Here is a 24,775-nt window from a genome sequence, read left to right on the forward strand (position 1 = left end):
GTACTGATTATATGAGAATGAAGGAATATAAGTATAGTGTTTTTACGGATAAAATAGAAGAGGGAATAAATAAAGGATTATTAAAGCCTGAAGATAAATTACCTTCTGTTCGTGCTATAAAAAAAGAATACAACTTAAGTATAAGTTCTGTTCAGAGTGGTTATGATTATCTTGTATTTAAGGGTTTGGTCACTAGTGTGCCTCGTTCTGGGTATATTGTATCTGATCGTCTTGCGGAACAAAATTTAGAAGTAGAATTACCTATTATCCCTCGCGATGCAGTTTTTAGAAAGAAAATACATCTTATAACGAATCCAATAAGTGATACTAGTCAGACAATACTGAATGAAGCGAGTCCATCTGATTTATTTATACCTCAAAAATTAGTTCTCAAAACAATGCAAGAGGTAATAAGAGAAAAAGGAGCTTCTTTACTTCGTTATTATCCTAATAATGGGGCAGAAGAGCTAAGAGATTTATTAGTGAAGAGAGCTGGACTTCATGGAGCTCCTATATTTTCAGATGAACTTGTGGTGACTGATGGAGCATTACAAGCACTATATATTGCTTTAAGCACTATTACTTCACCTAATGATATTATAGCAGTGGAGAGCCCATGTGTCTTCTCTATTTTAGAAGTTATTGCTAGTCTGAAGCTAAAGACAATAGAAATACCTGTTCGTGCATATGATGGTTTTGATACAGATTATTTAAGAAAAGTATGTGCGACTAATAATATAAAAGCGATTGTACTAACTCCTAACTTTCATAACCCTACAGGAATATTAATGACGGAGGAGAGTAAAAAAGCGGTTTATGAAACTGCTCTATATCACAATGTACCCATTATAGAAAATGATGTTTTTGGCTGTCTTTATTTTAAGGGAAGTAGACCAAGTAATATTCGTAACTATGATGAAGCAGGATTGGTAATGACATATTCGTCTTTTTCTAAATCGTTAGCACCAGGTATTAGGTTAGGATGGTTAGCAGCAGGACAGTTTTTTTCTGAAGCAGAGCGCTTGAAGTTCGCTCTAGGGCGTTCGGTATCTCCTATAAATCAAGAGGTAATGATAAAGCTTCTTCAATCTTCAGCTTACGATAAGCATCTTAGAGTTTTTCGTCTGCAATTAGAACGTCAAGCATTACAGTTGGTGAAGCAATTAATTCATAGTTTTCCTGATTCTATTCATGTTCAACTTCCACAAGGAGGGTATTGTACATGGGTTCAATTACCTGCGCATATAGATATGAACTTTTTCTATAAGCGATGTACAGAAGAAGGAGTGCAGTTTACACCAGGAGAGACTTTCTCCTTTACAGATGTATATGATAATTGTTTTAGAGCAGTATTCTCTAAACAACTTACTTTACACAATCTAGAAGCCATAAGAAGAGTCGGAGAGTCTATATTATAGCGATGTACCGATGCTTTTTTAGAATACTGTATCGAAACAAATGGGATAGAAAAGGGTATGTTTGTAGATAAACATGAAATAATATGGATGTAATATCAAAATTCACAATAGGAACTGAAGAGGGGCTTGGTATTCTTTTTCAATTAAGAGAAGCTCAAATAAGAGAAATGTATGCGGATACAGTGGAAATAGAGCAATTAAATCAATATATAACTCAACAATTAAATCATAAAGAAGCTGTATTAGAATTGAATAATCTAAGTACACAAATGCTAACAGTGTTTAAGAAAGAAGTACCTGCAGGGTTTGTAATGATTAAACAAGTAATGCAACCAGAAGTATTAAAGGATAAAAAAGTTATTAATCTTGAACCTTTTTATATCAATTCTGAGTATAATGAGGAAGAAGTAAGAGAGTCTTTATGGCAAAAGAGTTTATCCTTAACTCGTAATTATGATGCTATATGGATAGAGGTGTTACAGAATAACCCTTTAGTTCCCTTCTTAAAAGAGTGGGGCTTTGAGGTTAATCAAGAGTCTGTGATAGAACCTTTTAATAAGCCTTCTTATATCATGATAAGATGGAAACCTAGTGAATAAGTTCTTTTGATAAAGAGTATATTTTATAAGTTAATTTTGATTATGGCTGTGAACAATTTGTTTATGGCCATTTTTATTATTGTATGTTGAGAGGCTCAAGCCCTAGAGCTTTTCTTCTCTGATTTACTTTTTTGAGATTATCATAAGGATATAATATTAGATTTCCATTATCATCATAAGTCGATTGCGTTCCATATTTTTGAGGGATTTCTTCCCCTGTCGCTATTTTATCTTGTAAGTAAGCCAAGTGTTTGGGTTCTAAATAACCTAGTTTTATAGCCTTTTTTATTTGTTTGAAATATTTCTTTTGATATTTAGTATTAGCATGTAATAATATGACAAGAGCATGGTAACTACTTTCTTTTTTGTTTGCTATTGCTGTATGAAAATCACAATGATCAAAGATGTTAAATAATAATCTTTGATTCAGTGCATCAACTTTCAGGTCGATTGTACCACCTAATCTATTTTCTTTATCTTTTAGGTAAGCATCTTTTAGTAGATTATCTATTTGGGTACAGTCGATGTCTAATTTAGTATTGATAGTGTCAGAATATGTTCCATAAGTTTGATACAACAGCATAGTCTTTTTAAATGCTATATCTTTTTTAGTGATTTTTCTAAATTTTAAAATTGTAGAATCGTTTTGTTGGTCTACGTATCTATCTACAGTATATTTTTTTGGAGAGTATATAGACGCTTGTTCATAATTTATAAGATCATTATTTGGAGATAATATTTTATAAACTTTATCATTAAGAGCGTCAATTTTTATTAATTCTAGTATTTGTTTATTACTCATTTTTTGATACCTTCTATTTGAGGTACAACTAGTAAAGATTAAAGAGAAGAATAAAAAGTAACTTATATATCGGAACATTGTATTTCGTTTTTATAAAGATAATGTTTTTCAATCTTATTCTGTAATTTGTTATTACTGTGTATATAGTATATCTACACTTTTAGTTGAAAAAGAGCCAAGTTCCCTCTAGAGAGAACTTGGCTCGCAGTATAAAAAGCTTAGAAAAAGGAAAAGTATTAATAAGGTATAAAGTCCTTACTTAGCTTACTGAGAATCTTCTTCGTAGGGGAAGATAACATGACGATTAGAATAATAAATATCAATCCCCAGATAACCCAAGTATAGTAGTCTTGTGAAGCTCTAGTAACAATTTGAGTATTGATATGACTATTATAAATTTTAGTAGCTAGCTGAGCTCCTGTGACATAATCTTTTCCATCTAGTGTGACGTGGTGTTGTATGTTTTTAAGTGTTTCATTATTTAATGGATTGGTGGAAGTTATATATTCAGAAGCTCTATTGTAGTGTATACTTTTATTAAACAATTGAAAGTAATTGGTAATTCCTATCGTTACAGAAAAGCTTAAGAACCTAAAGCTAATTCCTAAAAATGAAACAGCATTAGATATAGCTGGTGGTATAGAGGCAGCTGCATAAATTATTAAAGGAATGTGTAAAGCTGCAATAGCAAATCCTTGAATAAAAAAAGGAAGTATAAAGCTTTCTCTTGTACCTGTATTAGAGAATAAGAAATAGACTTGGATGTGATAGATTAACAAAGTTCCAAAACCAAGTAATACAATATATTTAATCGCAACATCATTTAATAATAATCTGGATACAATTAGTAACCCCGCTATTGTCCCTAAGGTGTTACTGATATAAATGCTAGTCAGATGAATAGAAGATACGCCTAATGTCTGTAAATAAGAGTAAGCAAAACCTGTCGTTCCTTTAAAAAAGTAATAGATCATAATCAAGAGGATGCCTAAACAGAAATCTTTATATCTAAAAACAGCTAGATTAATAAAAGGTCTTTTAAGACTGAGCTGTCTCAAGATGAATAAGATTAACCCTACAACTGTTGTACTAGTTAACAGTCTGATTCTACTGTGTTCTAAATAATTTAATTGTTGTCCATACACGAATATATAGCCGATAGAACAGATAATAATCGTAAAGTAAATATAACTAATCCAATCTACTTGATATAGAGGGAGTTTTTCTCTAATGTGTACATTATTAGTAATAGTGAGTAATAGAACAGCTCCCGGTATCTGCAAGATAATCAGTAAGTAAAACATAATATTAAATGAATAGTACTGAAGTATGTAGCTACATACTATTCCACATATCGGAACAGAAACTAATAAAGTACCATAGAATATAGTGTATCCTATCACTCGGGCTCTAGCAGAATTAAGTCTTGGAAAAATAAGATTAAGACAGATGCTACAGAATAAAGCACATACAGCTCCTTGTATAAAACGACAGATAAAGAATATAGTCAAGTCTCTGGTCATGGCACAGATAATATAAGTAATCGTATTAAAGACAATACCTAGTAAGAGGTATTGTCTTAAGGAAAAGTACTTGACTAATCGATCATCTAGTGGTAAGAAACAAACTAAAGCACCATACATTAGTATTACAGAGTACTGGACGTCAGAAGCTTCGATACCATAATAACTCATCGTCTCTAGCGTATTGCTATAATAAAAAGCAAATACTGCTAAAGCAGGAAAGAGTATTAAGAAAATAGTGATACGAATAAGGTAATCTGGTACCCACTCTTTAAAAGTTGGTAGTTTTATGTTTCTCATGGTTTATCTATATATACATTGGCATTCATCCCAGCTGATAAGTTGCTAATCTTAGCTACATTATCTTTTAGTTTGATTCTTACAGGGATGCGTTGAATTATTTTGACAAAGTTCCCCGTAGCGTTATCAGGAGGTAGTAAAGAATATCTAGACCCAGTAGCTGGTGAGATAGATTCTATCTCTCCTATAAATTCCATATCGGGAAAAGCATCTATTGTTATTTTAGCAGATTGCCCTATTTTAAACTTGCCAATTTGTGTTTCTTTAAAGTTTGCTATGATCCATTTACCTCTTTCTTCATTGACGATATAAGAGATCGTTTGACCAGATTGTATTAATTGTCCTTCTTGTATAATCTTCTTACCTATTCGACCAGTATAAGGTGCTGTGATAATAGTATACCCTAAGTTGAGGTTGCTTTTATCTAAAGTAGCTTCACTCAACTTTATATTAGATATAGCTGCAAGTTTCTGAGCTTTTACATCTTCTATTTTAGACAATGCTGCTTGATAAGCTTGTTGTGCAGCTTGGTATTCTGATACTGCTATATCTAAAGCTGTTTTGATATTGTCAAATTGTTGTTGAGTAGTTGATTCCTCTTCAAGTAGATTTTTAAATCGTTTAAACTCTTGTTGTTGTCTAGTGAGCTTTGCTTTAGCTACTTCTATCTGAACTTTTGTTACTTGTGCATTAGTATGTAGTGTATTGATGTTTGCATCCAATATGTCGATTTGAGATTGCGCACTTTGTAGAGAGGCTTTAGCTTCTTGTTGAACAGCTTTATAATCTCTGTTGTCAATTGTGATTAGTGTATCTCCAGCTTTTACCAATTGATTTTCTTCAAAGTGTATTGTCTTGATATAGCCACCTACTTTGCTATTTATAGGGTTTACATATTGTTCTACTTGAGCATCATTAGTTGATTCATATCTTAAAAATTCTATTCCCAAAATCATCCCATAGACTGCTAACCCTGCGATAGCCACTAGCGCTATTATTTGAGTTATTTTAAGAATGATACGGTCTGTTTTTGTTATTTTATTATTTGTACTCATAGTTGTTTTTACTTATAAATTACCGATTTGATAATATTCTATTTTAGCATTTATCTCTGCTGTAGTGAGATCGAATTGAGCTTGTAACAGTTGTGTTTCTGCATCTAATAAGTCTGTCAATAAAGACTGTTGATTAAAGTAGCTATTTCTGATAATGCGCAATGTTTCTTTAGTTTGCTTGATGTTCTTTTCAGCAACAGAGATTCTTTGTAACGTTTCTGTATATTTTATATAAGAAGCTCTAAGCTCATTTTTTAACTGATCTACTTTTTGTTCTCTTTCTACTTTTTGCTTTGAGATAAAGGACTGCTGGCTTATTTTCTGATGCTTGGTGTGATATAAGTTAGAGATAGGAATATTGAGTTTAAGACCTATCTGTCCCATACCGTATAAGGCATCAGCATAAGGATATGCTTTACTCTGTGGATAGTTAAAACTGTAATCAGCGAATAAACTTACCTTAGGAAGTATTTTTGCTTGGAGTTGTTTTAAATCCAATTCACTTCGTTGAATATCATTATCAGCTATTTGCAGCTCATAAGCGTTTTGTAATGCTTTTTCTAAATAAGATTCATAAGAGGATTCTAAGTTTATTTCTTCCTTTAAATCCTTATACAATGGTGTTAGAGGAGCTAGTTCATCACGGCCCATTAGCAAATTAAGTTGCTGTTGGATAATCAGAATGTTGTTTTCTATTTCTGTCAATAGCATTTGATGATTAGACAAGGTCACCTCAGAACGCAACACATCACTTTTCAGAATAGTACCATTCTTATATAGACTGTTAATCTCAGCAAGTTGTTTATTGTCTTGTTTTATCTCTTTTTCGACAAGATCTTTATAATGTGTATGGCGTATTAGCGTGTAAAAGAGTTTTGTACTTTCTAGTTTGACTTCAGCTAACGAGAGTTGGAGTAGTGAATGAATAGAGGCTAGAGCTACTTCTTGTATTTTAATCTCCCTGTTTTTGCTCAGTCCATTGTACAGTATTACATCTGTCGCTAACATTGAACTATAGTTGGTTGAATTGATTTTAACTGTTGTAGGCTTGTTTAGAAAACCGTCTTCATATAAAGGCATATCTGATAGTCTACTATAACTGCCTTGTAAGTTTATAGTAGGAAGTTGGCTTGCTTTTGTATTTTTAATATTTTCTTGTTGCGCTTTTTCATTTAGCTGTATTGCTTTTATTTTTTTATGATTCTCTTGCGTAAGTTCCCATATTCTGTCTAAATCAAAAGTGTTTTTATCATCCGTAATAGATTGGGGTAGTGCTTTTTGACCTATTATGAGCAAAAAGACTATTAGGTATAAAAAGTTGTTCTGTTTCATGTATTCTATTTATTTACTGCAAAACTAGATTAGAATGATTCTAAGTATTTTATATAACTAGCCAATATTTTACTTATTTTAGCCATTATGGAAATGTTATTACAAACAGAAAAGGAAATAGATCAATACAAGGATAGTATCTATATCATGCGAGAGCAATTAGAACATAGGTTTCCTCCTCATAAGCACAACAAGAGTCAGATACTTCTGGTATCTGGTGGGATCGCTTATTTAAAGACAAAAGAAAGAGAGTATTATATACCCGCTCAGCATTATGTATGGATACCTAAAGGGATGATACATAATGTCAAGTCTAATACTACGGATGTAGTAATTCTAAATATCTATTTTTATGAAGAAGATACTGATGTGGAGCATCGCTTTATGGAGCGTTTAGGTATTTATCCAGTGAGTAATTTGATGTATGAGATGTTGATTTATGCTAGGCAGTGGAAGGGAATTATCCTACCTGATACTTGGGCTTATGAGTTTCTATCTACGATGAAGCACTACATTATGCAGCATCCAGGTAAGTCATTTTCTATTCAATTGCCTACAACAGAAGAACCTAAAATGTTGTTGATCACAGAGTATATGCAGAAGAATTTAGGTGAAGCATTAACACTAAATGTAATGGCTGAGGTATTTGGCTATAGTGTGAGGACATTGACAAGATTATTTAAATCTCATTTAGATATTTCGTTTTTGCAATATTTAAAGATGGTAAGAATGATTAAGGCTATGGAGCTTCTGATGAGTACAGATAAGAATGTGAGTGAAGTAGCCTTCGATGTTGGCTATTCTAGTATTGCTGCTTTTAGCAATACTTTTCAGCAATTGTTTAATGTCAGACCAAGTGATTTCCAGATTTCAATGCACAATATAAAGTAAAAATAAACGCTTATAGCTATAAACTATAAGCGTTCTGTTATTTTAAGCATTTTGTTTTGTATCTGAGATGATCAGTTCTCGTAATAATACACTCTGAGGTAAGTCGTAAGCAAATTTGATAGTACGCGCTACATCAATAGCTTGAATACGGTTTGCTCCAGATGATTTCATCCACTCTTTATAGCCCTCTTTAATATCTTCACTAGTTGTATGGCTTAAGAGCTCTGTTGCTACTGCTCCAGGCTCAACAGAAATAATACGCACATTATAAGGACTGAGTTCTAAACGAGCAGTTTGTGTTACTCCTCTTACAGCATATTTACTAGCACAGTAGGCAGCGTGATTATGAAAGGGTAATACACCAGCTATTGAGGATACATTGATAATAGTCCCTGTTTGTCTATCCTTCATATCTCCCATTACAGCTTGCATACCGTTCATGACACCTAATACATTGATATCAAGCATTTGTTTCCATTCTTGAGGATCCTGAGTAGCTAAATCACCTAATAGCATTACACCTGCGTTATTAATTAATAAGTCAGTCTTGCCATATATTGCTTCAGCCTCGCGGATTGCCTTTTCGAAAGCATCTTTATCAGATACATCTACACTTCTACATAGTGTATTTGGTAGATTTAGAGCCTCCATCTTTTCCAATCTTCTTGCTAACAGCAATAGAGGATGTCCACTTTGAGCAAATTCTTTTGCTAGTTCCATACCAAATCCTGAGCTAGCGCCTGTGATTACTACTAATTTCTTTTCCATTGTCGATGAATTGTTTTTATGCAATTTACTGACAATATTGGTTTCTACCTTTAATGTAGCAGCTTTTTTTTGATATATTTATCTAGTTATAAGGTGTGTACGATGTAGTATAAAAGGACTTATTCTTTAAAACGATTATTGTGTTTAGCTATACAAATCTTATTAAAAATATTTTAGAAAGATTGCGATTTATCAAGTTTACTAAAGAGGTTTTATAATACCTTCGTATAAAGGAGTTAAACTTATAGAGATGAGATTTATAAACGCAATAGAATTAGTACCGTTTAATTATGCTAAAAGCGACTATCAGAGTCCTATAGGCAACGCTGTAAATACCCAAAAGAATGGGCTATTTATTAAAATAAGAATTTGCCAGATAGTGATATAGAACAGATGTGAGATACTATTAAACGAGTGGAGTTAATAATAGGGATAGAGTAGAGGTAAGTAATGTATAACTAAATAAATTAAGCGGTAATGAAAGAGATTTTTGAAACCTTTAGTCCTAAGAATGCTTTAGTAAAGAAGTATGTGGACTATTATTACTTAGATATAAAGCCCAATAATGAGGTGAGAGAGTACCAGTGCTTTCCTCATTATAACAATACGATTTCTATCTATGCTTCTCATCAACTAGCTAGTGATGGTTCGATGGCGTTTAATGAAGGAGCAGATGATTATCAGATATTCACTCCTATTAGAGAAGATATACTTCATGTGAAGCAGGTGGGGAGAGTACAGAGAGTCGTTATCGTCTTTCATCCATTGGGGATACAGCAGTTTTATCGCCATTTAAGCTTTGTCAATCTGATTACTGATTATAAGTTTATGGAAGTAGGTGAATTAGCAAAAGTCTTCGCTACTACTGATGTAGATGTTATTACTACATTGTTAGATACAGCATTAGAGAAGAGATATAAGCCATTCTCAAATAGCCTTTTAGAACAAACAATAGAGTATATCTTCAGTGAAGAGGATAACTTCTCTGTACAAGAGTTAGCAGATAGACTAGGAGTGAGCAGACAACATCTAAATAGAGTTTTTAAGGCCAATATGGGGGTTTCACTAAAGAGATTTTATGATATCTATTTATTTAGAAGAACAGTGAACCAGAAACTCTATACCTCTCCTGAAGAGAAGTTGACTGATATTGCTTATCGCTTTAACTTTAATGATCAGTCACATCTAATAAAGACTTATAAGGCAATGACTAATAATTCTCCTAAAAACTTCTTTGAGAAAGGAACTAAACTAGGAAGCAAAGATACTTTTTGGCATCTAGAGAAATAGATGTTCCATTTGTACAATTTTAGTATTGTAGTGTTGTTTACTTTCGCTTTATTAATAATTAGAATTATGAAGGGATATCATGTACTACTAGCATTTATGTTTAGTATAGTGTCTTTTGGACAGAGTACTTACTCTAAGTTGATCAATCAAGCAGATGATTTGTTAGAAGAGCATCAGGATGAGCAAAGTAAAAGACAAGCTTTTTCTCTTTATGAAAAAGCGTTTAAGTCATTTCCAGACAGTATAACAGCAGCTGATTTATCAGAAATATCAATTATTGCCTCGGAGTTAAAAGAAGCAGATAAAGCCTTTGCTTATCTAGATCGGTTGATAAAGATAGAACGTGCACAATACGGCTTCCCAGGTTGGCAAAATGTAACAAACAAAAGTGCTTTAGAGGAATACAAGAACTTATTAGATGATCCTAGATGGGCTTCTATGATGAGTGAAGCGGATGCGTTAAAAGCTAAGTTTGGTGTAAATCTAAAAAAGGCAGAGGAAGAATTCTATAAGGTGAAATCTACTAAAGAGTTAACCTCTACTAATGGAAAGAAATTATATGAAGAAATCAAAGCGTACAATCCTTATCTACCTAAGGCAAAACAAGATTATTCTATCAGCTTTGCTATAAATGATACAGTGAAGACTTCTTTCTTTATTCATTTGCCTAAGAACTATTCTCCAGAGAAGGAATATCCAGTGTTATTCTTTTTGCATGGAGCAGTTAGATATAATAATCTTCAAGAGTTTCAGACCAAAGAGCTTAGTTTATGAGGGTGGAATAGATACTATACGAAGTACGGAGATCTAAATGAGGTGATATTGATATTCCCAAGTGGGGGTAAGAAGTATAATTGGATGACATCTAATGATGGCTTCTTTATGATACCTGCTATGCTGAGAGAAGTTAAGAAGGCTATTAATGTAGATGATAATAAGGTGTTTATCGCAGGGCATTCTAATGGAGCTACGGGTTCATTCTCTTATTTGATGAAAGACTCTTCTCCCTTTGCAGGATTCTATGGGTTTAATACTCAACCTAAGGTATTCACAGGAGGAACTTTTATAGAGAATATAAAGAATCGTTCTTTTATCAACTTCTCTACAGATGAGGACTATTATTATCCGCCTAACGCAAATGATTCTTTTACAGCGATGATGAATGAGTTAAAGGCAGATTATAAAGAGTATCGTTATAACGGGTTTCCACATTGGTTCCCAGAGTTCGACGAATCAGAACCAGCCTATGAGATATTGTTTAAAGATCTTAAGGAGAGACAACGCAAGAGCTTTACTAAAGAGCTGACATGGGAGTTCGATGACAATGCTTATGGAGGTGTAGATTGGTTGACTAATATCAAATTAGATACATTAGGCCAAAAAGCAGATTGGCATAAAGAACGAAACTTTAAAATTACCAAATGGCTAGAGTATGATAAAGCTGAAAATCTACAAACGATAGATGTAGATAAGAATGCTTTCGATATGCCACGTTTATCAGGTAAGGCTGTAGCCCGTTATAAAGACAATGAATTTAGAATAGAAACCTCTCGTGTTAAATCCTTATCTATTGCTATTTCTCCTGAAATGGTAAACCTGAAGAACAAAGTTAAAGTATATGTCAATGGTAAGTTGTGCTATGATGAGAAAGTAGATTACGATACTGCATTTATATTAGATAATTTTGACAAGACTAGAGATAGAAAGACGATTTGGATTAATAAGATTGATATCACAGTAGAATAAGACAAGAGAGCTAGTAGAAATACTAGCCTTTTTGGATTTAATAGGTAGAAACGATGGAGAGAATGTATCAGAATGATGAATTTGTTTGTGTAGAGTTAAATGGCTTGAGAATAGAGCGCGTGATAACGTGTATGAGTGATGAACGTGATAATGTGATTGTACTTTATTTAAAAGTAGAAGCTTTAGGTTGGTTTGACTTTTTTATTGACGCAGGTATTGCAGTGATGGAAAAGATAAAAGCAATAGAAGAGGATGATAGTTATATATACCCAGATAAATCCCAAGAATTAGAGGCCATCGGAGTGAAGGTAAAAGGTATTTATTGCCAGTCTATCGAAAGTAGTTGTCGGCTGACCATAGCATTAGAGAATAATACTAATCTAATTTTACAATCAAAGGACATGTGTGATTATGAAAGTGATGTAGAGTTGTTGCTTTTAGATCTTGGATAAAAGAGGGGCGGCTATCTCATCAGTGTGGATTAAGATATATTATCATTTATACAATACATTTTTTGTAGTACTATTCCCATCTTTCAATTATTTATTTAAATTAGCTTTAACTTTTTAGGAATAAATCACCTCTAACTTTAACAAATAATCATTAGATGAAACAAAAGATTAAAAATTATAGTATTCACTTTATTAAAGAGATTATTCCTATCGTGGCGGGTATTCTTATTGCTCTTTTTATTGATAATTGGAACGCTCATAGAAAAGACCAAGCCTATATCAATCAAGTGTTTTCGACTGTTCATAGTGAGTTAAAAGAGTCTAGAGAAGAAATAGAGTTTATTCTCCCTATACAGAAAGATTTGGTCAAAGCCTTAGAAAAATACGCTGATAACGAAGAGAAAAGTCTACAACAGATAGTCATGGAGTCTAAGGGAATCTTTATTCCTCAGATTAAGACAACTGCCTGGCGCTCTATTGCTGCGACTAAGATTGATCTAATCGATTATGATAAGGTAGCTGCTATGACTAATATTGAAGACTTAAAGCAAATGTTAAGTAATAAGAGTGCTTTCCTAATGAATCTTTTGTATTCTAATATGGATAAGACGGATAAGAGCATCAAACAGACTTTTAAGATGGTCGTATTAGATATTATACAGACAGAAAATACGCTAGAACAGCGTATAGAGCTGATAGAGAAAGAAGGGAATAAGAAGGGATAACTGTGATGTTTTAATCTAATGTATAACCTAGTGAATTAACTGTTTATGAAGTATGTTTTTTCTTTTTTATTATCCCATTAGAGACAACTTTCTGAGTAAGAACCTTATTCTTGGTTTAAGAAATAATAGTGGAGGAGGGAGACAAGAGCTCTGCACAGTTTTATAACCTGTTTAAGAAGTTTAAAGGAAATATATGTACTTGTAAATTTTAATACAATTAGTAATGCAGAGCAATTCACACTAAAATTGAAGAAATTAAATAATATGATGGTATTAGGTGATAATACCAGATGGATGATTACTTATGGTAGAAATAATGCTGTAGATAAGGTAAGTCCTTCTGCTCTTTTTAGAATACATTTTACGGATCTAAATACGCATTGGCGCGAGTATTTACGCTATGAGGGAAAAGGAGTGACACCTGATTTCTATTTATCATCTACTGAAGACTGGATAGAACAGGTAGTCAGAAATTATTGTGAATGATAGCAATGTAAATAGTAGAATGTATAGATTTTCTACTGTTTATAATTACTAGTTTCTCATCTTAGAACCTCTTTTATTATTAGCATAATTATAGTGCTAGATAGAGTGTGGATAGCCTCAGTTAATCTAAACTTTAAATAGGAGGACAGTCCCTGATCAATAGAAGAAGCATTCATCGACTAACGTATCTTCAGCTCCACCATTTACGGGGTATTCTCCACCAATTGTCGAGCAATTTAAGATAAACGCGCGCTATTACTGAGGTTGTAAAGACTATAGAAAACTGATTAAAATGAGTTTAAAACGATAATATTTTATAAATCAGCAAGTTGTGTTTTTTGGTTATTAAAAAAAGTACAAGTGTTTTTTAGTTTTAAGTACCTAAATAGACTAGATATGGAGTCTTTTTCTAAAAATAGTAGAACTAAATAGTGAAATAGGGGTAATTTAGGTCGGATAAAATGAATTTTTTTAAAAAATAGGGTAGGTTTTTTAATAGGGAAACCACCAGTGCAAAAAAGGGGATCAACGTTAAAAGTTGGGGAGGAAAGTGTAAAATAATATCTTTGTGCTATGATGGATAGCCAAGAAATACTAAAACTAATCTTACCTACTTACTTAGTAGAACACTTCAATATTACTAAAGTAGAAGAATTAGAGACCAAACTACATATCTACTTTGAAGAGAAGAATGATTACGGAAATCAATGTGCTGAAAGACAGCTTATTTCTAAAGGTTTCCATAGTATGATTACTATTGAAGACTTCCCGTTACGAGGTAAATCAGTTAAACTACACGTACAACGTCGTCGTTGGACAGATAAACAAACAGGAGAAATTATATCACGTGATTGGAATATCATCGCAGAAGGAACACGAATGACTACAGAGTTTTCGGAGTTCTTAAAAAAAATTGGCCGATACTAAAGTACTTAGCTGTAAGGCTATTGGTGAATTATTTGGAGTTAAAGGTGAAAAGTTTCAACGCCAATACAAACATAAAACTAGTGGTTTCAAACAATGGGATCAACAAGAACATGCACAAGACTGGCTACTCTACCCAGAAAATATAACTGAACAACTCTCCATAGATGAAGTATGTTTATCTATGGGAGAATTGTACACTATACTGACTTCTAAAGCAGGTAAAGGTCAGAAAAAGACCATTGTAGCGATAGTTAAAGGAACAAAATCAGATACTGTAATGTATGCACCCCAGCAAGTGCATGTTTCATAATATAATGTAAGGAAGTAAGTTTGCTTTAAATAATAAAGAGATGAGCAAACAAGAAATTATGTACTCTCATGTAGAGGATTGGCAAGCAAGTGGATTAACACAATCAAAGTATTGTGAAAGTGTTGGAATTAAGCTGGCGACATTTAGTTATTGGGTAGTAAAGTTTAAGAGTGAAACAGAGCAAGAAGGCTCAAGTAACTTTATAGCAATAGGTGAAACATCTAAAACCGACAGTAAAGAATACGAAATCGTGTATCCTAATGGAGTGAAGTTACGTTTAGAAACGAAAGACTTGGGTGAACTCTATTCATTAGTAAACCTTGTGTAATGTTTAGTCTGAGTAGTAGCCATCAATTCTACTTGTATAAATCAGCTTGTGATATGCGCAAGAGTTTCGATAGTCTATGTGGTCTTGTTCAAAACGAGCTTAATCAAGTCGCTCATAATGGAAGTGTCTACGTCTTTATCAATCGTCGATGTAATCAGATTAAACTCTTACACTGGGAAACAGGTGGTTTTGTGTTATATCACAAGCGATTAGAACAAGGTACTTTTGCTTTTCCTATTCATAATCGGACTCAAATCAGTTGGAGTGATTTGGTACTTATGATTGAAGGAATACAAGTGATAAAAAGTACTCAAAAAAGGCGGTTTTCCATGAGATAAAACAGCCTTAATCCTTGTATAAATAAGGATTTTGACGTATATTTACTTCATGGAAATAGACTTAGAAAACTTATCGAAACAAGAACTTTTGGCACTTTTAACCAAAGCCCAAAAGACTATTTCCAAACAAGAAAAAGTAAATACTAAATTAGAGAAGAAAACTACTAGCTTAGAAGAAAAGACCTCTAAACTAGAAGAAAAAAATACAGAACTGGAATATCGTGTAAAGCTACTTGAGCGCATGAAGTTCGGTCAAAGCCGAGAACGTTTTGAGGATCCCAATCAAACTCAATTACCTTTAGATGTTGAACAAGCAGTCTTAGAGGAACAAGAAGAAGTAATCAAACAAGAGATTACCTACTCTCGTGAGAAAAAGAAACATCCAGGACGAGCTAAACTACCAGATCATTTACCCGTAGAAGAAATAGAAATACATCCTGAGGGAGATTTATCTGATATGATTTGCATTGGTAAAGAAACTACAGATGTGTTAGATTATGTTCCAGGTTACTTTAAAATCAAGCGTTACATCCGATATAAATACGCTACTAAAGGTAAAGACAACACTCAAATTAGTATTGGTGAGCTTCCAGAGCGAATTATAGATAAAGGAATACCTTCAGAGGGATTATTATCCACAATACTTGTAGATAAATATGTTGATCATATTCCTCTTTATAGACAGAAGCAACGCTTTTCAAGAGAAAACATCGATATAGCTTCTTCTACAATAGATGGTTGGACCGCTCAAAGTATGGATGCTTTAAAACCACTATACCAAAAGCTGGTGATGGACATCAAAAATGAAGGTTATCTCCAAGTTGACGAAACCACCATCAAAGTCTTAGATGAGAAAAAGAAAGACAAAACTCATCTTGGCTACTATTGGGTGTATCACGCACCTATATCCAAGCTTGTAATGTTTAATTACAGTCCTACTCGTAGCGGTAGTGCTGCACTACCTGTATTAGAAAATTTCAAAGGATATCTGCAAACGGACGGTTATAGCAGCTACCAAGCCTATGGAAATAAGTCAGATGTAACGCATCTTGCTTGTTGGGCACATGCTCGACGTGAATTTGAAAAAGCTTTAGATAACGATAGAAAAAGGGCGCAGCATGTACTAGTAGAAATACAGAAGTTATATGCTATAGAGAGAAAAGCTCAAGAACAAAACTTAGCTCCTGATCAAATCAAAGAACTTCGTCTAGATGAAAGTTTACCAATCATCAACAAGCTTGGTAAATATATGATTGCTCAGATGAATCTTACCTTACCTCAAAGTAGAATAGGTAAAGCTTTTGCGTACTCTCAAAAAAGATGGAGTAATCTAAGTGATTACTTACACAATGGAAACTTGCAGATAGACAATAATCTTGTTGAAAATGTAATCAGACCTGTAGCAATTGGTCGTAAAAACTATCTCTTTGCCGGTTCTCATGATGCAGCACAAAGAGCAGCTATGGCCTATACGTTTTTTGCTAACTGCAAAAAGCATGACATTAATCCATATCAATGGCTAAAGTATGTTCTTGAAAATATTCAATCCATCAACCACAAGAATATCGCTGACTTATATCCTCATAATTACAAGAAACTTATCCTGGATAATGTAGAAGAATAATTAGATCTCACAAGATGTACTTGCTCGGGTGCATACATTCTCTCGATACTTTATCTAATGATTGAACAGCAACTTTTATATAATTTTTTAGTTCAAGAAAAGAATTTTCTAAACTATTTTCATCTAATTGAATAAATCTATGGTTTATAACATTTTTATTATCAACTTGAAAGAATAATACTGAAGGATATTTTATAATAACATCGTCACCAAAGTATTTTCTAATAAGCTTGTTTGTATCTTTTGAAGGATTTTGAATCGTTGGTATTTGAAACATTTCCTTAGACGTATCTCCTTGCATTTTAGCTTGTATCATTTCCTGTATGTTTTTCTTTATATCTTCAGGTTTATAATGTAAACTAAATACAGTTAAGTATTCACCAGAAATACTATGGAGTGATAGCCAATAGTCTGCATCATTTAATATTTTTGAAATTTGAGGATTTTCAAAATCGTAAAGAATAAAAGCAAACATTAATGCTCGATCTTCTTCACGATGTGCATTACATATTTTTAAGAATTCTTCTTCGAAGTGGTAATAACTTGAACCCTTATCTTCGGAATTTATATAGACTGTAAACATTAGATTAGTTTTAACGTGTTTTAGCTTTACGAAGTGAAATTTTTGTTTTCACTTCGACTCTACTTAGAATGAAAATTAATTAGTTTTTAGGCAACCTATCTATTAATTTATTCAAAGTAGCGGTAAGTAGTTTGACTTTTGTAGGGTCTTCAGGATTCTCAATCTCTAATTTACTTTGTTGCATATTCTCAAAGTATCTCATGATTTGGTTCCATCTGACATTTTCTCGCTTATTATTAAGCTCCTTTTTCGTAATGCTAATAATTATTTTTGTTTCATCTGTTTCATCTGTTTTATCTGTTTCATCTATTTCATCATCTTCAATAAGACTAATTCCATATTCATTTAGCTGTTGTGCTACATCACCAGATATTGCATAGATTGCTGACATATTTCTTTTGTCTTGATTAATTTTTTCGTAAGTAGTTAATAGACCTTTTAATAAACTATACATTCCAGTTAATAATGCACTTAAACATAATGCCCAAGGTAATTTAACGATTAATAAACCTAAAGCATAATTTATTATTTGCCAGCTTGTAATCTTATCAGCTTGTGCAAGAATAAATTTATCAAAACTACTAAAGCTCTCCAATAAATTTGGAATACTGAAGCCAATACCTGTAATTCCAGCAATTAATATACCTATAATAGTATAACTATATAGATTCATGTTTTTATTAGTTTCCTCTAAAAAATCTCGAAACTGATTTATTAATTTCACTTTTCCAGTTGCATTTCTTTCAGCTTCAGTTACCTTATTTTTTGATTCGTGTATTGAATCTTGAGTCTTTTTGTCAAGCTCTTCTTTAGTTTTTTTAAAGGATTCTTTTAAATTTGATTCTTTTTCGTTATACAATTTCTCTAAATTCTCTACTTTTTTACTATATGCTATTTCTTCAGTTTTTTCTTTTTCTTTTTGTTTAAAAATTCTAGAATTTTCTTGTCTTTCTTTTTCTATGATCTCACCATCTAATAAATCTCTTTTTTCTTGAAGTTGCTCGATTTCTTCCTTTAAACTTAATAATATTTGATTTGCAATAGAACCTTCAGTGCCATTAGTTTGTTCACCAATTATTGCAATTAAATTTGTATGCTTATCTTCTAGCTTTTTAAGTTCTCTTTTTTGTCTACTAATTTCTTTATTTAAATCTAAAAACTCTGTAATCGTAGTGAAATCTATTTCGCTAAATTCACTTATTAATGAATCAAATGCATCTTTTCCAGATCCATATTCTTCAATATTTAAATATGGCATAACATTATTTCCATAACTTACTTTTGGTAATTGATCTAATAATGACTTAATACCGTTTGTAATTTTTAATGTTGAATTTTCAGACATAGTTTTTTAGAGATGGTTTGGTTAATAGATTCGGCTAATATTTCGTTAAATTTATTGCTAATATAATTAGTCTTTTCGTGAATTAGTTACATGTAAATATAACTTTAATACAAATAGTGTAACAATTAAACAACATTATTTTTCTTCTTTAAACATATCAAAACTTTCTGTAATAAAATTACGGAAATCCGTAAACCACTCAAAATTTTGAGTCTATCTACTATTTAAGTAAAAAACTATCGACTTCGGAGTAGTTTTCTAGCCCTCTGCAAGAGCAAGTAGTTTTGATGGTACGAATGGAGTTTCGAGTGCCTCAAAACATAACTTGCTGTTACTTTCCAGTAACTTTATAGTATATTCTCTAATATATTTTTCATAAAGTAAATCTCTTTTCAATATAGTATTTTTATAGTCCTCACCAAAAATGTCTATTTTCTTTGAAACTTATTAAATCTATATTTTTGATATAAAACCAGCTTAATATTGAGAATACTAATAAATAAAGAAATAAAAGAATGTAATACTCTATGTTAACTAATAATACTATAATTGTGATAAGCATAATAATATTAAATACAAATATTCTCAAAAAATGGGATTTCATAACATTCATCAACCCAGAAGAATAATCGTTTATTATTTTAAAATCATCTAGAATAAAAAGAATAGCAAAGTTTAAGATACTTAAATAGATACTTTTGAAATTTATAATTATAAAAAATTCCGCTAATGCTATACTTAGAATGTAAAAACTAATTTGTGAAAAGAATAATGTTTCACGATTATTGAGACGAATAGTTTCTGAATAATTAGGGACCGTTCGTATAGGTAAAATCCCTAAAATAAAAAAGTGCAAAAGTTTTTTATGTAATACTTCAGAATAAATATATGTCAATAAGTAATATAAAATTAATAGTGACGACAAACGAATAGGTAAAATCCCTAATACATTTTCTTTAGTAATCCATTCTGAAACTTCTCCATTTATCAAATTATATATTCCATTAAAAATAGAGAAAAAGCCAAAGAATAAACCTAAAGCTAACATAACAGATATAAAAAAATATTTAAAATAATCATATTTAATTTCTCTAAAATACCAAGAATTACTATTTTTCTTTATAAATGTATTATTAAATAAGAAAAAAACAAAAATAGTTAGTACTAAAGAAAAATATACTCCTTTATAATAATTGTCAATATCATTAGGATCTAAATCCAAAAAATCAAAGAGAGAAAGCTCGTGATATGTAAAGTAATCATGTAGTTGCAGTATCAAATCAAAAACAAATTTAAATACAATAAAACAAATTGAAAAAAATAACCCCCTAATTATAAGATACTTGAGGCTTATGATGAAATACTCTAGTCTCTTATTACTAAAATCTATCCAACTGAATTTATTATGAATATTCTTTGGATATGATAATATAGTTAATAAATAAAATGTAAATGGAGCAACTAAATATAGATACCAGTTTTCCCAACTGATATTTATAATACTATTTTCGATATAATTACTTATTTTATTTGTTTCCCTTATACGAAATAAGATATATATAAAGGTGATTAAACAACTAAATTTCACAAAGATAAAAAGCGTCTTTATACTGAATAAGTATATAATACGTTCTAAGAAAGTACCATGATTTTTGATGTGTATTTCCGAGTAGATATCTATAAAAAAAACGATCACAGATATTAATATAATAAAAAATTGAAAAGACATATTTTAATACTATTTGATTTTATTATTTGAAACTTTCGTAACCTTCTTAGAACAATTAAAAAGCAGACAAACCTAGTAGATTATTTGAAATAAAACATAAAATATTTTGTAAGAATAGGCTTTTTTTTAGTTTATTTTTTTTTAACCACTTCACTATTTATTTACTTGTAATTATTAAACATGTTGCTTAATTAATGTTTTTGTTCTGTATAAAAAATAATAGTAATTCTTCGTCTTTATAAAAAGTATATTTCATAGTATACTCAAATCACATCTCTAACAAGGCTGAAAGCCTCAAAGTATACCTTAAGTATACTCACCCCCTTTGCAACGTCAGTGAAAAGGCAAGCGACTAGGGCTCTGCCCAAGTCCCGCTTGCTTTTTTCAAAACCATATATTACCGTAAAAGAAAAGAGTAGTGATATACTACTCTTTTAATACTTCCTAAAGCAAAGTAAATCAATGTAATTCAGAATATTGCAAGACATATTTAGCCAAATAGAGTCAGTTCCTTTTTATTAATTAATTTTGTGTATAAACCTCTTCTATATTGTTTAATCCTTTATTACACTCAAAATCAGATATGCCTTTTTCATATTGTAGATAACACTCTTTAGCAAACTCATAAATCTTACAAATGAAATAATAAACTCTGCTCCACTGTTCTTCTGTGTATTTAACAGTTGGGAATTTGATATTAGGATAATTTCTAAGACTTGTATAATTATCAAATAGTATTTCTCTTATTTCCTTATCACAGTCAATAATAAGATTTAATTCTGGGGCATACCATTGAATTAAGCGCCATAGATAACTTATAGTGTGTACTTGTGGCATATAATCCATTTTAGCAAAAAGTATAGCCATTGCAAGTTGCTGTAAGGTATACTTATATAAAATCACATCTGCATCGCTCTGATAGTCCTTTATTTGGTAACTGAGCCTTTTTACAATAGGTTTAACCATTGCTTTACATTCTGTCCAAAATTTTAGTTTAAGTTCACTTAATGGGAACGTTTCTAAATCTGGATTCTCAGCTATTAGTGGTGCTCCAATCCACAGTTTATGCTCTGTTAGATTTGTTCTAAAAAAAGAATGGTATACAGGTATATGTAAATGCCAATTTGATTTTTTTATTAAGATTGTGGTTACATCAACTAAATCTTCAGTATGAAAAGAAACGTATTGTCTTATATTTCCCTCTTCATTGATGTGCAACGTCTCAACACTTGCTATTAATAGTAGATGTAGTTTATGGGGAGTTGGGAGCTCAGAACTTAAGAGTATCTGCTCATTAGCTCTTCTTTTTATTAGATAAAATGACTTCACCTTTTTATATTTCTCTAAAGCCTTTCTTGTTCTTTCTTCAAGCACCTCTTGTATTTCCGTTATTTGTTCTGGGTTATCTAATGATAGTAATTTTTGTTTGTTTACTATGTGTCTATACTTACTTAGTATTCGATGTGGTATTTCTACGTACATAGCTTCTAAAAAATACTGAGCAATGGTAAGTAAATATCCTATTGTTAGTTGTTTTTTGGGTTCTGTCTGTTCAGTAATTTTCTTTGGTTTTAGCTCTTCTCTAAATAATGAAACCATATCTTCTGCATAAAAGTCAAAGTCTTCTTCAAAAATATCTTGAACAGGATAGCATTGACTAAACACAAAATTTAAAAAAGAAGCATTACTACACTGAATACTTCCTGATAGTATAGGTTGAACTCTTTCTTTTGTATCTTGTATTACTTGTTTTATACCAAGCATAGCAGATTGTTCATTTATAAGATTAGTTTTTAACTCCTTTTTTAAGGACTTTAAAAACTTAGTATTTCTTTTGTAATGCTTAGTAAACCATTTAGAAATATATTTTTCAAAATCATTTTCTTTATGCTTGGATTGATGCAAACTAAACAAAGGTTCGGCATCAAGTAAAGAACCATAAGTGAGATTTTCTTTTTGGAAATTTAATGTTGAATACATTATATTCTGAAAAGAATCAGATTGATAAAAATCTTTGATACATAAGCAATAAATATTTACTTGGTAGTGATTAATTCCCTTAGTGATCCATTTGCATTTACGAATATTATTTAGTTCATCAATATCGTAAAAACAAAGGGTAATAATAGGATGATTGAGCAAGTTATTCTGTGAATAAAAAATAAAACCCACTAATTTTTTTTTGATTAATTCTTCAAGTTCATGTTTTAGTTCGCTTGATAATTTTAAGCTTTCAAGATTATTAATGATTGATTTCATAATTACAGTATTTAAGATTAATAACTGCAATTTCTTGACTTGATTCAAGGTAATCTATTCAATTAAAAGATATTATAGTTTGTGATGCGAATAGTATATCTTCTACAAAAAGTTCATTTTTATGAATCTAAAAAATTATAAAGAAACTATTATTTGGTTTGGGATGATATGCATATTCATCGATTTAATGACTTGCATTGTTGAACTAAAAACTGATCAAGATAATACTCAGGCTGATTAAATGTATATTTTATCCCTGATATAGAATAGTTTACCAATATGTAAGAAGGTACTTTTATATAAACCTTAAATAACTTGAATTATGAAAGCAATCAAAATCCCCTTAGAATCACATTTGTGGACTAAAAGAGGCATCAAATGCCCTTATAAAATTATTAAAGAGATGTTTTCTTCCTACAGTTTAGAAAGCTATAAGACATTTTTAAATGAGTATTCATATTATGTATTAGAAATAAAAAAACGGTATAAAGGAACTGCTGGAGATATAGTATATAGATTTTTCATACTCCATTCTGTGTTTAGAGCATGCTATACTATTTTTAAAAAGCCTAAAGGGTTTGAGAAACGAAATTTAACTATCCCTAAAACAGAAGATTTTAATGATTTCTACTTAGGCTCTCTCACATTAGAAGAATACTTAAATCCTTATATGACCTTCAAGAATATTTTTACAATGGTTAGCCTAGAAGATTTAGATTATTTTTCAGCTGATTATATACAAGATGCTTTAAAAGAAAACCGAATTTTTGAAGTACACTACCAAATTCCTCCTATCTATTTATATAAGCTACTAGATGCTTGTTGGTTAATTTATAAACGAAGTTCTTATCCACAACGAAATGACGTTTAAATCATCGAGATGTGTCTTTGTCCTTACAAATTGAAAATTTTCCAGTATCAAAGACCACTCATTTTTCTCCCGAAGGTCGCAAAATTGGTAAAGAGAAAGGAGTATTAATTACCAAAATAAAGCAAAAAAGCTAGAATACATAAAATATTGTACTCTAGCTTTTTCTTATATCCAATGATAGGATTTATCTTTTCTGTTTTGATAACAAAGCATATCTTCTTTTCGAAGTTCTGGAAAAAATCTAATTGCTCTTTCAATAGCGTAATTAGGTAAGAACTTAATCTCCTTACATATTGTAAGAAGCACTTTTTCTTTGCTATACAGCCGAACAATTTCATCTATTTCACTCTGATCGCCACGTTCAATTACACGTACTATGATGGGAATATATGCTTTCTGATAATCAAGCTTATTAATGTCAGTATCCCAAAATAATTGAGTTCCTAAAGTTGAAATATCAGTTAGTTTTTGTTCTTTTTTCATATTATAAATATAGTGATTTTATGAAGGTTAAGCAACTGTTTATCTGCGTATTCCTCTTTTTCTAACATGTTGGTCTATTTTTTTATCGGGTTCTAAATCGAATTTAAAAGAGGGATTTGCAACAGCTTTTTCTAAACGTTCTTTCATTCTATCCCAATTACTTTCTTTTCCATGCATCAAGGTAACCTCAAAATCTCGATAGATATTCTCATAAAAAGTTAATGCATAGGATGCTAATGCTGTATTACCATTATACTTGTTTTTATAAGCATCTAAATAGGTTTGCAAAGGATTGTGCTCTAAAAGAAAATACATATCAACAAAGTCTTTGATACGTGTTCCGCTTTGAAAAATAGCATGAAGTTTCATTGCTCCAATATCTTCTAAAGAAGCTAATCGTACATTGTCTATATGCAATACTTCTTTTTGTAAAGGATATTTATGTGTAATAATATCTACTTTAACTCGATTGATATCCATTAAAATAGTATTATTAAACATTTCCTTTACATTGGCATTAAGTTTTTGTTTTAAATTGTATATTCCGATGAAAGTGCACCACCATTCCGACAAAGTACACCAGTTAGACTA

26 protein-coding genes are annotated in these 24,775 nt (G+C 31.2%); 15 read left to right on the forward strand and 11 right to left on the reverse strand.

Features of this window, described 5'->3' with window-relative positions:
• Positions 1-11 precede the first annotated feature (11 nt).
• Positions 12-1,418, forward strand: coding sequence for an aminotransferase-like domain-containing protein (locus E0Z07_RS11230; RefSeq protein WP_131540750.1), 1,407 nt, complete (start codon positions 12-14; stop codon positions 1,416-1,418).
• A gap of 83 nt (positions 1,419-1,501) precedes the next feature.
• Complete coding sequence (locus E0Z07_RS11235; RefSeq protein ID WP_131540751.1) at positions 1,502-2,017, forward strand: hypothetical protein; 516 nt, start codon at positions 1,502-1,504, stop codon at positions 2,015-2,017.
• Positions 2,018-2,093: 76 nt separating this feature from the next.
• Here E0Z07_RS11235 and E0Z07_RS11240 read toward each other — a convergent pair whose 3' ends face one another.
• The 4 genes from E0Z07_RS11240 to E0Z07_RS11255 all read right to left on the reverse strand — a co-directional run bounded on the left by E0Z07_RS11240 (position 2,094) and on the right by E0Z07_RS11255 (position 7,029).
• Positions 2,094-2,819: a hypothetical protein gene (locus E0Z07_RS11240; protein WP_225600914.1), complete on the reverse strand. Its 726-nt coding sequence runs from the start codon at positions 2,817-2,819 to the stop codon at positions 2,094-2,096.
• Between the two features lie 236 nt (positions 2,820-3,055).
• Positions 3,056-4,642, reverse strand: coding sequence for an MFS transporter (locus tag E0Z07_RS11245; RefSeq protein WP_131540752.1), 1,587 nt, complete (start codon positions 4,640-4,642; stop codon positions 3,056-3,058).
• Entirely contained in the window at positions 4,639-5,697 is a 1,059-nt protein-coding gene (locus E0Z07_RS11250) for an HlyD family secretion protein (protein ID WP_058699504.1), read from the reverse strand. Before E0Z07_RS11250 ends, E0Z07_RS11245 begins: the two co-directional genes overlap by 4 nt.
• Positions 5,698-5,709: 12 nt before the next feature.
• The gene (locus E0Z07_RS11255; protein ID WP_131540753.1) at positions 5,710-7,029 is read right to left on the reverse strand and encodes a TolC family protein; all 1,320 of its coding nucleotides are present in this window, start codon (positions 7,027-7,029) and stop codon (positions 5,710-5,712) included.
• Between the two features lie 87 nt (positions 7,030-7,116).
• Here E0Z07_RS11255 and E0Z07_RS11260 point away from each other — a divergent pair, with 87 nt between their 5' ends.
• A complete protein-coding gene (locus E0Z07_RS11260) occupies positions 7,117-7,920 on the forward strand; it encodes a helix-turn-helix transcriptional regulator (RefSeq protein ID WP_006263247.1) in 804 nt (267 codons plus the stop codon).
• Between the two features lie 42 nt (positions 7,921-7,962).
• On the opposite strand, the gene E0Z07_RS11265 is transcribed toward E0Z07_RS11260, so the two are convergent.
• Positions 7,963-8,688 (reverse strand): SDR family oxidoreductase, encoded by a 726-nt coding sequence (locus E0Z07_RS11265; protein WP_131540754.1) that lies wholly within the window; start codon positions 8,686-8,688, stop codon positions 7,963-7,965.
• A gap of 477 nt (positions 8,689-9,165) precedes the next feature.
• On the opposite strand from E0Z07_RS11265, the gene E0Z07_RS11270 reads away from it, so the two are divergent.
• The 11 genes from E0Z07_RS11270 to tnpC all read left to right on the forward strand — a co-directional run bounded on the left by E0Z07_RS11270 (position 9,166) and on the right by tnpC (position 16,914).
• Positions 9,166-9,978 (forward strand): helix-turn-helix domain-containing protein, encoded by an 813-nt coding sequence (locus E0Z07_RS11270; protein WP_006263249.1) that lies wholly within the window; start codon positions 9,166-9,168, stop codon positions 9,976-9,978.
• A gap of 66 nt (positions 9,979-10,044) precedes the next feature.
• A complete protein-coding gene (locus tag E0Z07_RS18255) occupies positions 10,045-10,752 on the forward strand; it encodes an alpha/beta hydrolase family protein (RefSeq protein WP_233445953.1) in 708 nt (235 codons plus the stop codon).
• A gap of 48 nt (positions 10,753-10,800) precedes the next feature.
• Positions 10,801-11,724 carry a hypothetical protein gene (locus E0Z07_RS18260; protein WP_233445954.1) on the forward strand — a complete coding sequence of 308 codons (924 nt, stop codon included), beginning with the start codon at positions 10,801-10,803 and terminating at the stop codon, positions 11,722-11,724.
• Between the two features lie 53 nt (positions 11,725-11,777).
• Entirely contained in the window at positions 11,778-12,176 is a 399-nt protein-coding gene (locus E0Z07_RS11280) for a hypothetical protein (RefSeq protein WP_006263251.1), read from the forward strand.
• A 155-nt stretch (positions 12,177-12,331) separates the two neighbouring features.
• Positions 12,332-12,901: a hypothetical protein gene (locus tag E0Z07_RS11285; protein WP_131540755.1), complete on the forward strand. Its 570-nt coding sequence runs from the start codon at positions 12,332-12,334 to the stop codon at positions 12,899-12,901.
• 189 nt (positions 12,902-13,090) lie between these two features.
• Positions 13,091-13,387 carry a S41 family peptidase gene (locus E0Z07_RS11290; RefSeq protein ID WP_131540756.1) on the forward strand — a complete coding sequence of 99 codons (297 nt, stop codon included), beginning with the start codon at positions 13,091-13,093 and terminating at the stop codon, positions 13,385-13,387.
• Positions 13,388-13,960: 573 nt separating this feature from the next.
• Entirely contained in the window at positions 13,961-14,314 is a 354-nt protein-coding gene (locus E0Z07_RS11295) for an ISAon1 family transposase N-terminal region protein (RefSeq protein WP_006260368.1), read from the forward strand.
• Entirely contained in the window at positions 14,301-14,624 is a 324-nt protein-coding gene (locus tag E0Z07_RS11300; protein WP_233445955.1) for a hypothetical protein, read from the forward strand. The genes E0Z07_RS11295 and E0Z07_RS11300 overlap by 14 nt, the downstream gene beginning before the upstream one ends.
• A gap of 40 nt (positions 14,625-14,664) precedes the next feature.
• Positions 14,665-14,952: an IS66 family insertion sequence element accessory protein TnpA gene (tnpA, locus tag E0Z07_RS11305; RefSeq protein WP_006258245.1), complete on the forward strand. Its 288-nt coding sequence runs from the start codon at positions 14,665-14,667 to the stop codon at positions 14,950-14,952.
• Positions 14,952-15,290 carry an IS66 family insertion sequence element accessory protein TnpB gene (gene tnpB / locus E0Z07_RS11310; RefSeq protein WP_080592084.1) on the forward strand — a complete coding sequence of 113 codons (339 nt, stop codon included), beginning with the start codon at positions 14,952-14,954 and terminating at the stop codon, positions 15,288-15,290. Before tnpA ends, tnpB begins: the two co-directional genes overlap by 1 nt.
• A gap of 49 nt (positions 15,291-15,339) precedes the next feature.
• Complete coding sequence (gene tnpC / locus E0Z07_RS11315) at positions 15,340-16,914, forward strand: IS66 family transposase (RefSeq protein ID WP_006265854.1); 1,575 nt, start codon at positions 15,340-15,342, stop codon at positions 16,912-16,914.
• Between the two features lie 7 nt (positions 16,915-16,921).
• Here tnpC and E0Z07_RS11320 read toward each other — a convergent pair whose 3' ends face one another.
• The 4 genes from E0Z07_RS11320 to E0Z07_RS11335 all read right to left on the reverse strand — a co-directional run bounded on the left by E0Z07_RS11320 (position 16,922) and on the right by E0Z07_RS11335 (position 22,830).
• Complete coding sequence (locus tag E0Z07_RS11320) at positions 16,922-17,497, reverse strand: hypothetical protein (protein WP_131540757.1); 576 nt, start codon at positions 17,495-17,497, stop codon at positions 16,922-16,924.
• Between the two features lie 79 nt (positions 17,498-17,576).
• A complete protein-coding gene (locus tag E0Z07_RS11325; RefSeq protein ID WP_131540758.1) occupies positions 17,577-18,842 on the reverse strand; it encodes a hypothetical protein in 1,266 nt (421 codons plus the stop codon).
• Positions 18,843-19,257: 415 nt separating this feature from the next.
• Positions 19,258-20,121 carry a hypothetical protein gene (locus E0Z07_RS11330; protein WP_131540759.1) on the reverse strand — a complete coding sequence of 288 codons (864 nt, stop codon included), beginning with the start codon at positions 20,119-20,121 and terminating at the stop codon, positions 19,258-19,260.
• Positions 20,122-21,093: 972 nt separating this feature from the next.
• Complete coding sequence (locus E0Z07_RS11335; protein WP_233445956.1) at positions 21,094-22,830, reverse strand: hypothetical protein; 1,737 nt, start codon at positions 22,828-22,830, stop codon at positions 21,094-21,096.
• Between the two features lie 322 nt (positions 22,831-23,152).
• On the opposite strand from E0Z07_RS11335, the gene E0Z07_RS11340 reads away from it, so the two are divergent.
• The gene (locus tag E0Z07_RS11340) at positions 23,153-23,701 is read left to right on the forward strand and encodes a hypothetical protein (RefSeq protein ID WP_131540760.1); all 549 of its coding nucleotides are present in this window, start codon (positions 23,153-23,155) and stop codon (positions 23,699-23,701) included.
• Positions 23,702-23,866: 165 nt separating this feature from the next.
• Here the strand turns inward: E0Z07_RS11340 and E0Z07_RS11345 are convergent, their stop codons facing one another.
• Together E0Z07_RS11345 and E0Z07_RS11350 are read right to left on the reverse strand one after the other, a co-directional pair.
• A complete protein-coding gene (locus E0Z07_RS11345) occupies positions 23,867-24,184 on the reverse strand; it encodes a DUF6922 domain-containing protein (RefSeq protein ID WP_006260078.1) in 318 nt (105 codons plus the stop codon).
• Between the two features lie 39 nt (positions 24,185-24,223).
• Positions 24,224-24,664: a nucleotidyl transferase AbiEii/AbiGii toxin family protein gene (locus E0Z07_RS11350; RefSeq protein WP_233445957.1), complete on the reverse strand. Its 441-nt coding sequence runs from the start codon at positions 24,662-24,664 to the stop codon at positions 24,224-24,226.
• Between the last annotated feature and the right edge of the window lie 111 nt (positions 24,665-24,775).

Origin of the sequence: Myroides odoratimimus, assembly GCF_004337635.1 — a bacterium.
GTDB classification, from domain to species: domain Bacteria; phylum Bacteroidota; class Bacteroidia; order Flavobacteriales; family Flavobacteriaceae; genus Flavobacterium; species Flavobacterium odoratimimum.

Excerpts from the sequence above, each read along its gene's own strand:
- E0Z07_RS11260 (WP_006263247.1), top strand. The coding sequence starts at position 7,117 with ATGGAAATGTTATTACAAACAGAAAAGGAAATAGATCAATACAAGGAT.
- E0Z07_RS11235 (WP_131540751.1), top strand. The coding sequence starts at position 1,502 with ATGGATGTAATATCAAAATTCACAATAGGAACTGAAGAGGGGCTTGGT.
- E0Z07_RS11335 (WP_233445956.1), bottom strand. The coding sequence starts at position 22,830 with ATGAAATCAATCATTAATAATCTTGAAAGCTTAAAATTATCAAGCGAA.
- E0Z07_RS11295 (WP_006260368.1), top strand. The coding sequence starts at position 13,961 with ATGATGGATAGCCAAGAAATACTAAAACTAATCTTACCTACTTACTTA.
- E0Z07_RS11280 (WP_006263251.1), top strand. The coding sequence starts at position 11,778 with ATGGAGAGAATGTATCAGAATGATGAATTTGTTTGTGTAGAGTTAAAT.
- E0Z07_RS11255 (WP_131540753.1), bottom strand. The coding sequence starts at position 7,029 with ATGAAACAGAACAACTTTTTATACCTAATAGTCTTTTTGCTCATAATA.
- E0Z07_RS11320 (WP_131540757.1), bottom strand. The coding sequence starts at position 17,497 with ATGTTTACAGTCTATATAAATTCCGAAGATAAGGGTTCAAGTTATTAC.
- E0Z07_RS11325 (WP_131540758.1), bottom strand. The coding sequence starts at position 18,842 with ATGTCTGAAAATTCAACATTAAAAATTACAAACGGTATTAAGTCATTA.
- tnpA (WP_006258245.1), top strand. The coding sequence starts at position 14,665 with ATGAGCAAACAAGAAATTATGTACTCTCATGTAGAGGATTGGCAAGCA.
- E0Z07_RS11250 (WP_058699504.1), bottom strand. The coding sequence starts at position 5,697 with ATGAGTACAAATAATAAAATAACAAAAACAGACCGTATCATTCTTAAA.
- E0Z07_RS11230 (WP_131540750.1), top strand. The coding sequence starts at position 12 with ATGAGAATGAAGGAATATAAGTATAGTGTTTTTACGGATAAAATAGAA.
- E0Z07_RS11340 (WP_131540760.1), top strand. The coding sequence starts at position 23,153 with ATGAAAGCAATCAAAATCCCCTTAGAATCACATTTGTGGACTAAAAGA.
- E0Z07_RS11350 (WP_233445957.1), bottom strand. The coding sequence starts at position 24,664 with ATGGATATCAATCGAGTTAAAGTAGATATTATTACACATAAATATCCT.
- E0Z07_RS18255 (WP_233445953.1), top strand. The coding sequence starts at position 10,045 with ATGAAGGGATATCATGTACTACTAGCATTTATGTTTAGTATAGTGTCT.
- tnpB (WP_080592084.1), top strand. The coding sequence starts at position 14,952 with ATGTTTAGTCTGAGTAGTAGCCATCAATTCTACTTGTATAAATCAGCT.
- E0Z07_RS11240 (WP_225600914.1), bottom strand. The coding sequence starts at position 2,819 with ATGAGTAATAAACAAATACTAGAATTAATAAAAATTGACGCTCTTAAT.
- E0Z07_RS11245 (WP_131540752.1), bottom strand. The coding sequence starts at position 4,642 with ATGAGAAACATAAAACTACCAACTTTTAAAGAGTGGGTACCAGATTAC.
- E0Z07_RS11285 (WP_131540755.1), top strand. The coding sequence starts at position 12,332 with ATGAAACAAAAGATTAAAAATTATAGTATTCACTTTATTAAAGAGATT.
- E0Z07_RS11270 (WP_006263249.1), top strand. The coding sequence starts at position 9,166 with ATGAAAGAGATTTTTGAAACCTTTAGTCCTAAGAATGCTTTAGTAAAG.
- tnpC (WP_006265854.1), top strand. The coding sequence starts at position 15,340 with ATGGAAATAGACTTAGAAAACTTATCGAAACAAGAACTTTTGGCACTT.
- E0Z07_RS11265 (WP_131540754.1), bottom strand. The coding sequence starts at position 8,688 with ATGGAAAAGAAATTAGTAGTAATCACAGGCGCTAGCTCAGGATTTGGT.
- E0Z07_RS11345 (WP_006260078.1), bottom strand. The coding sequence starts at position 24,184 with ATGAAAAAAGAACAAAAACTAACTGATATTTCAACTTTAGGAACTCAA.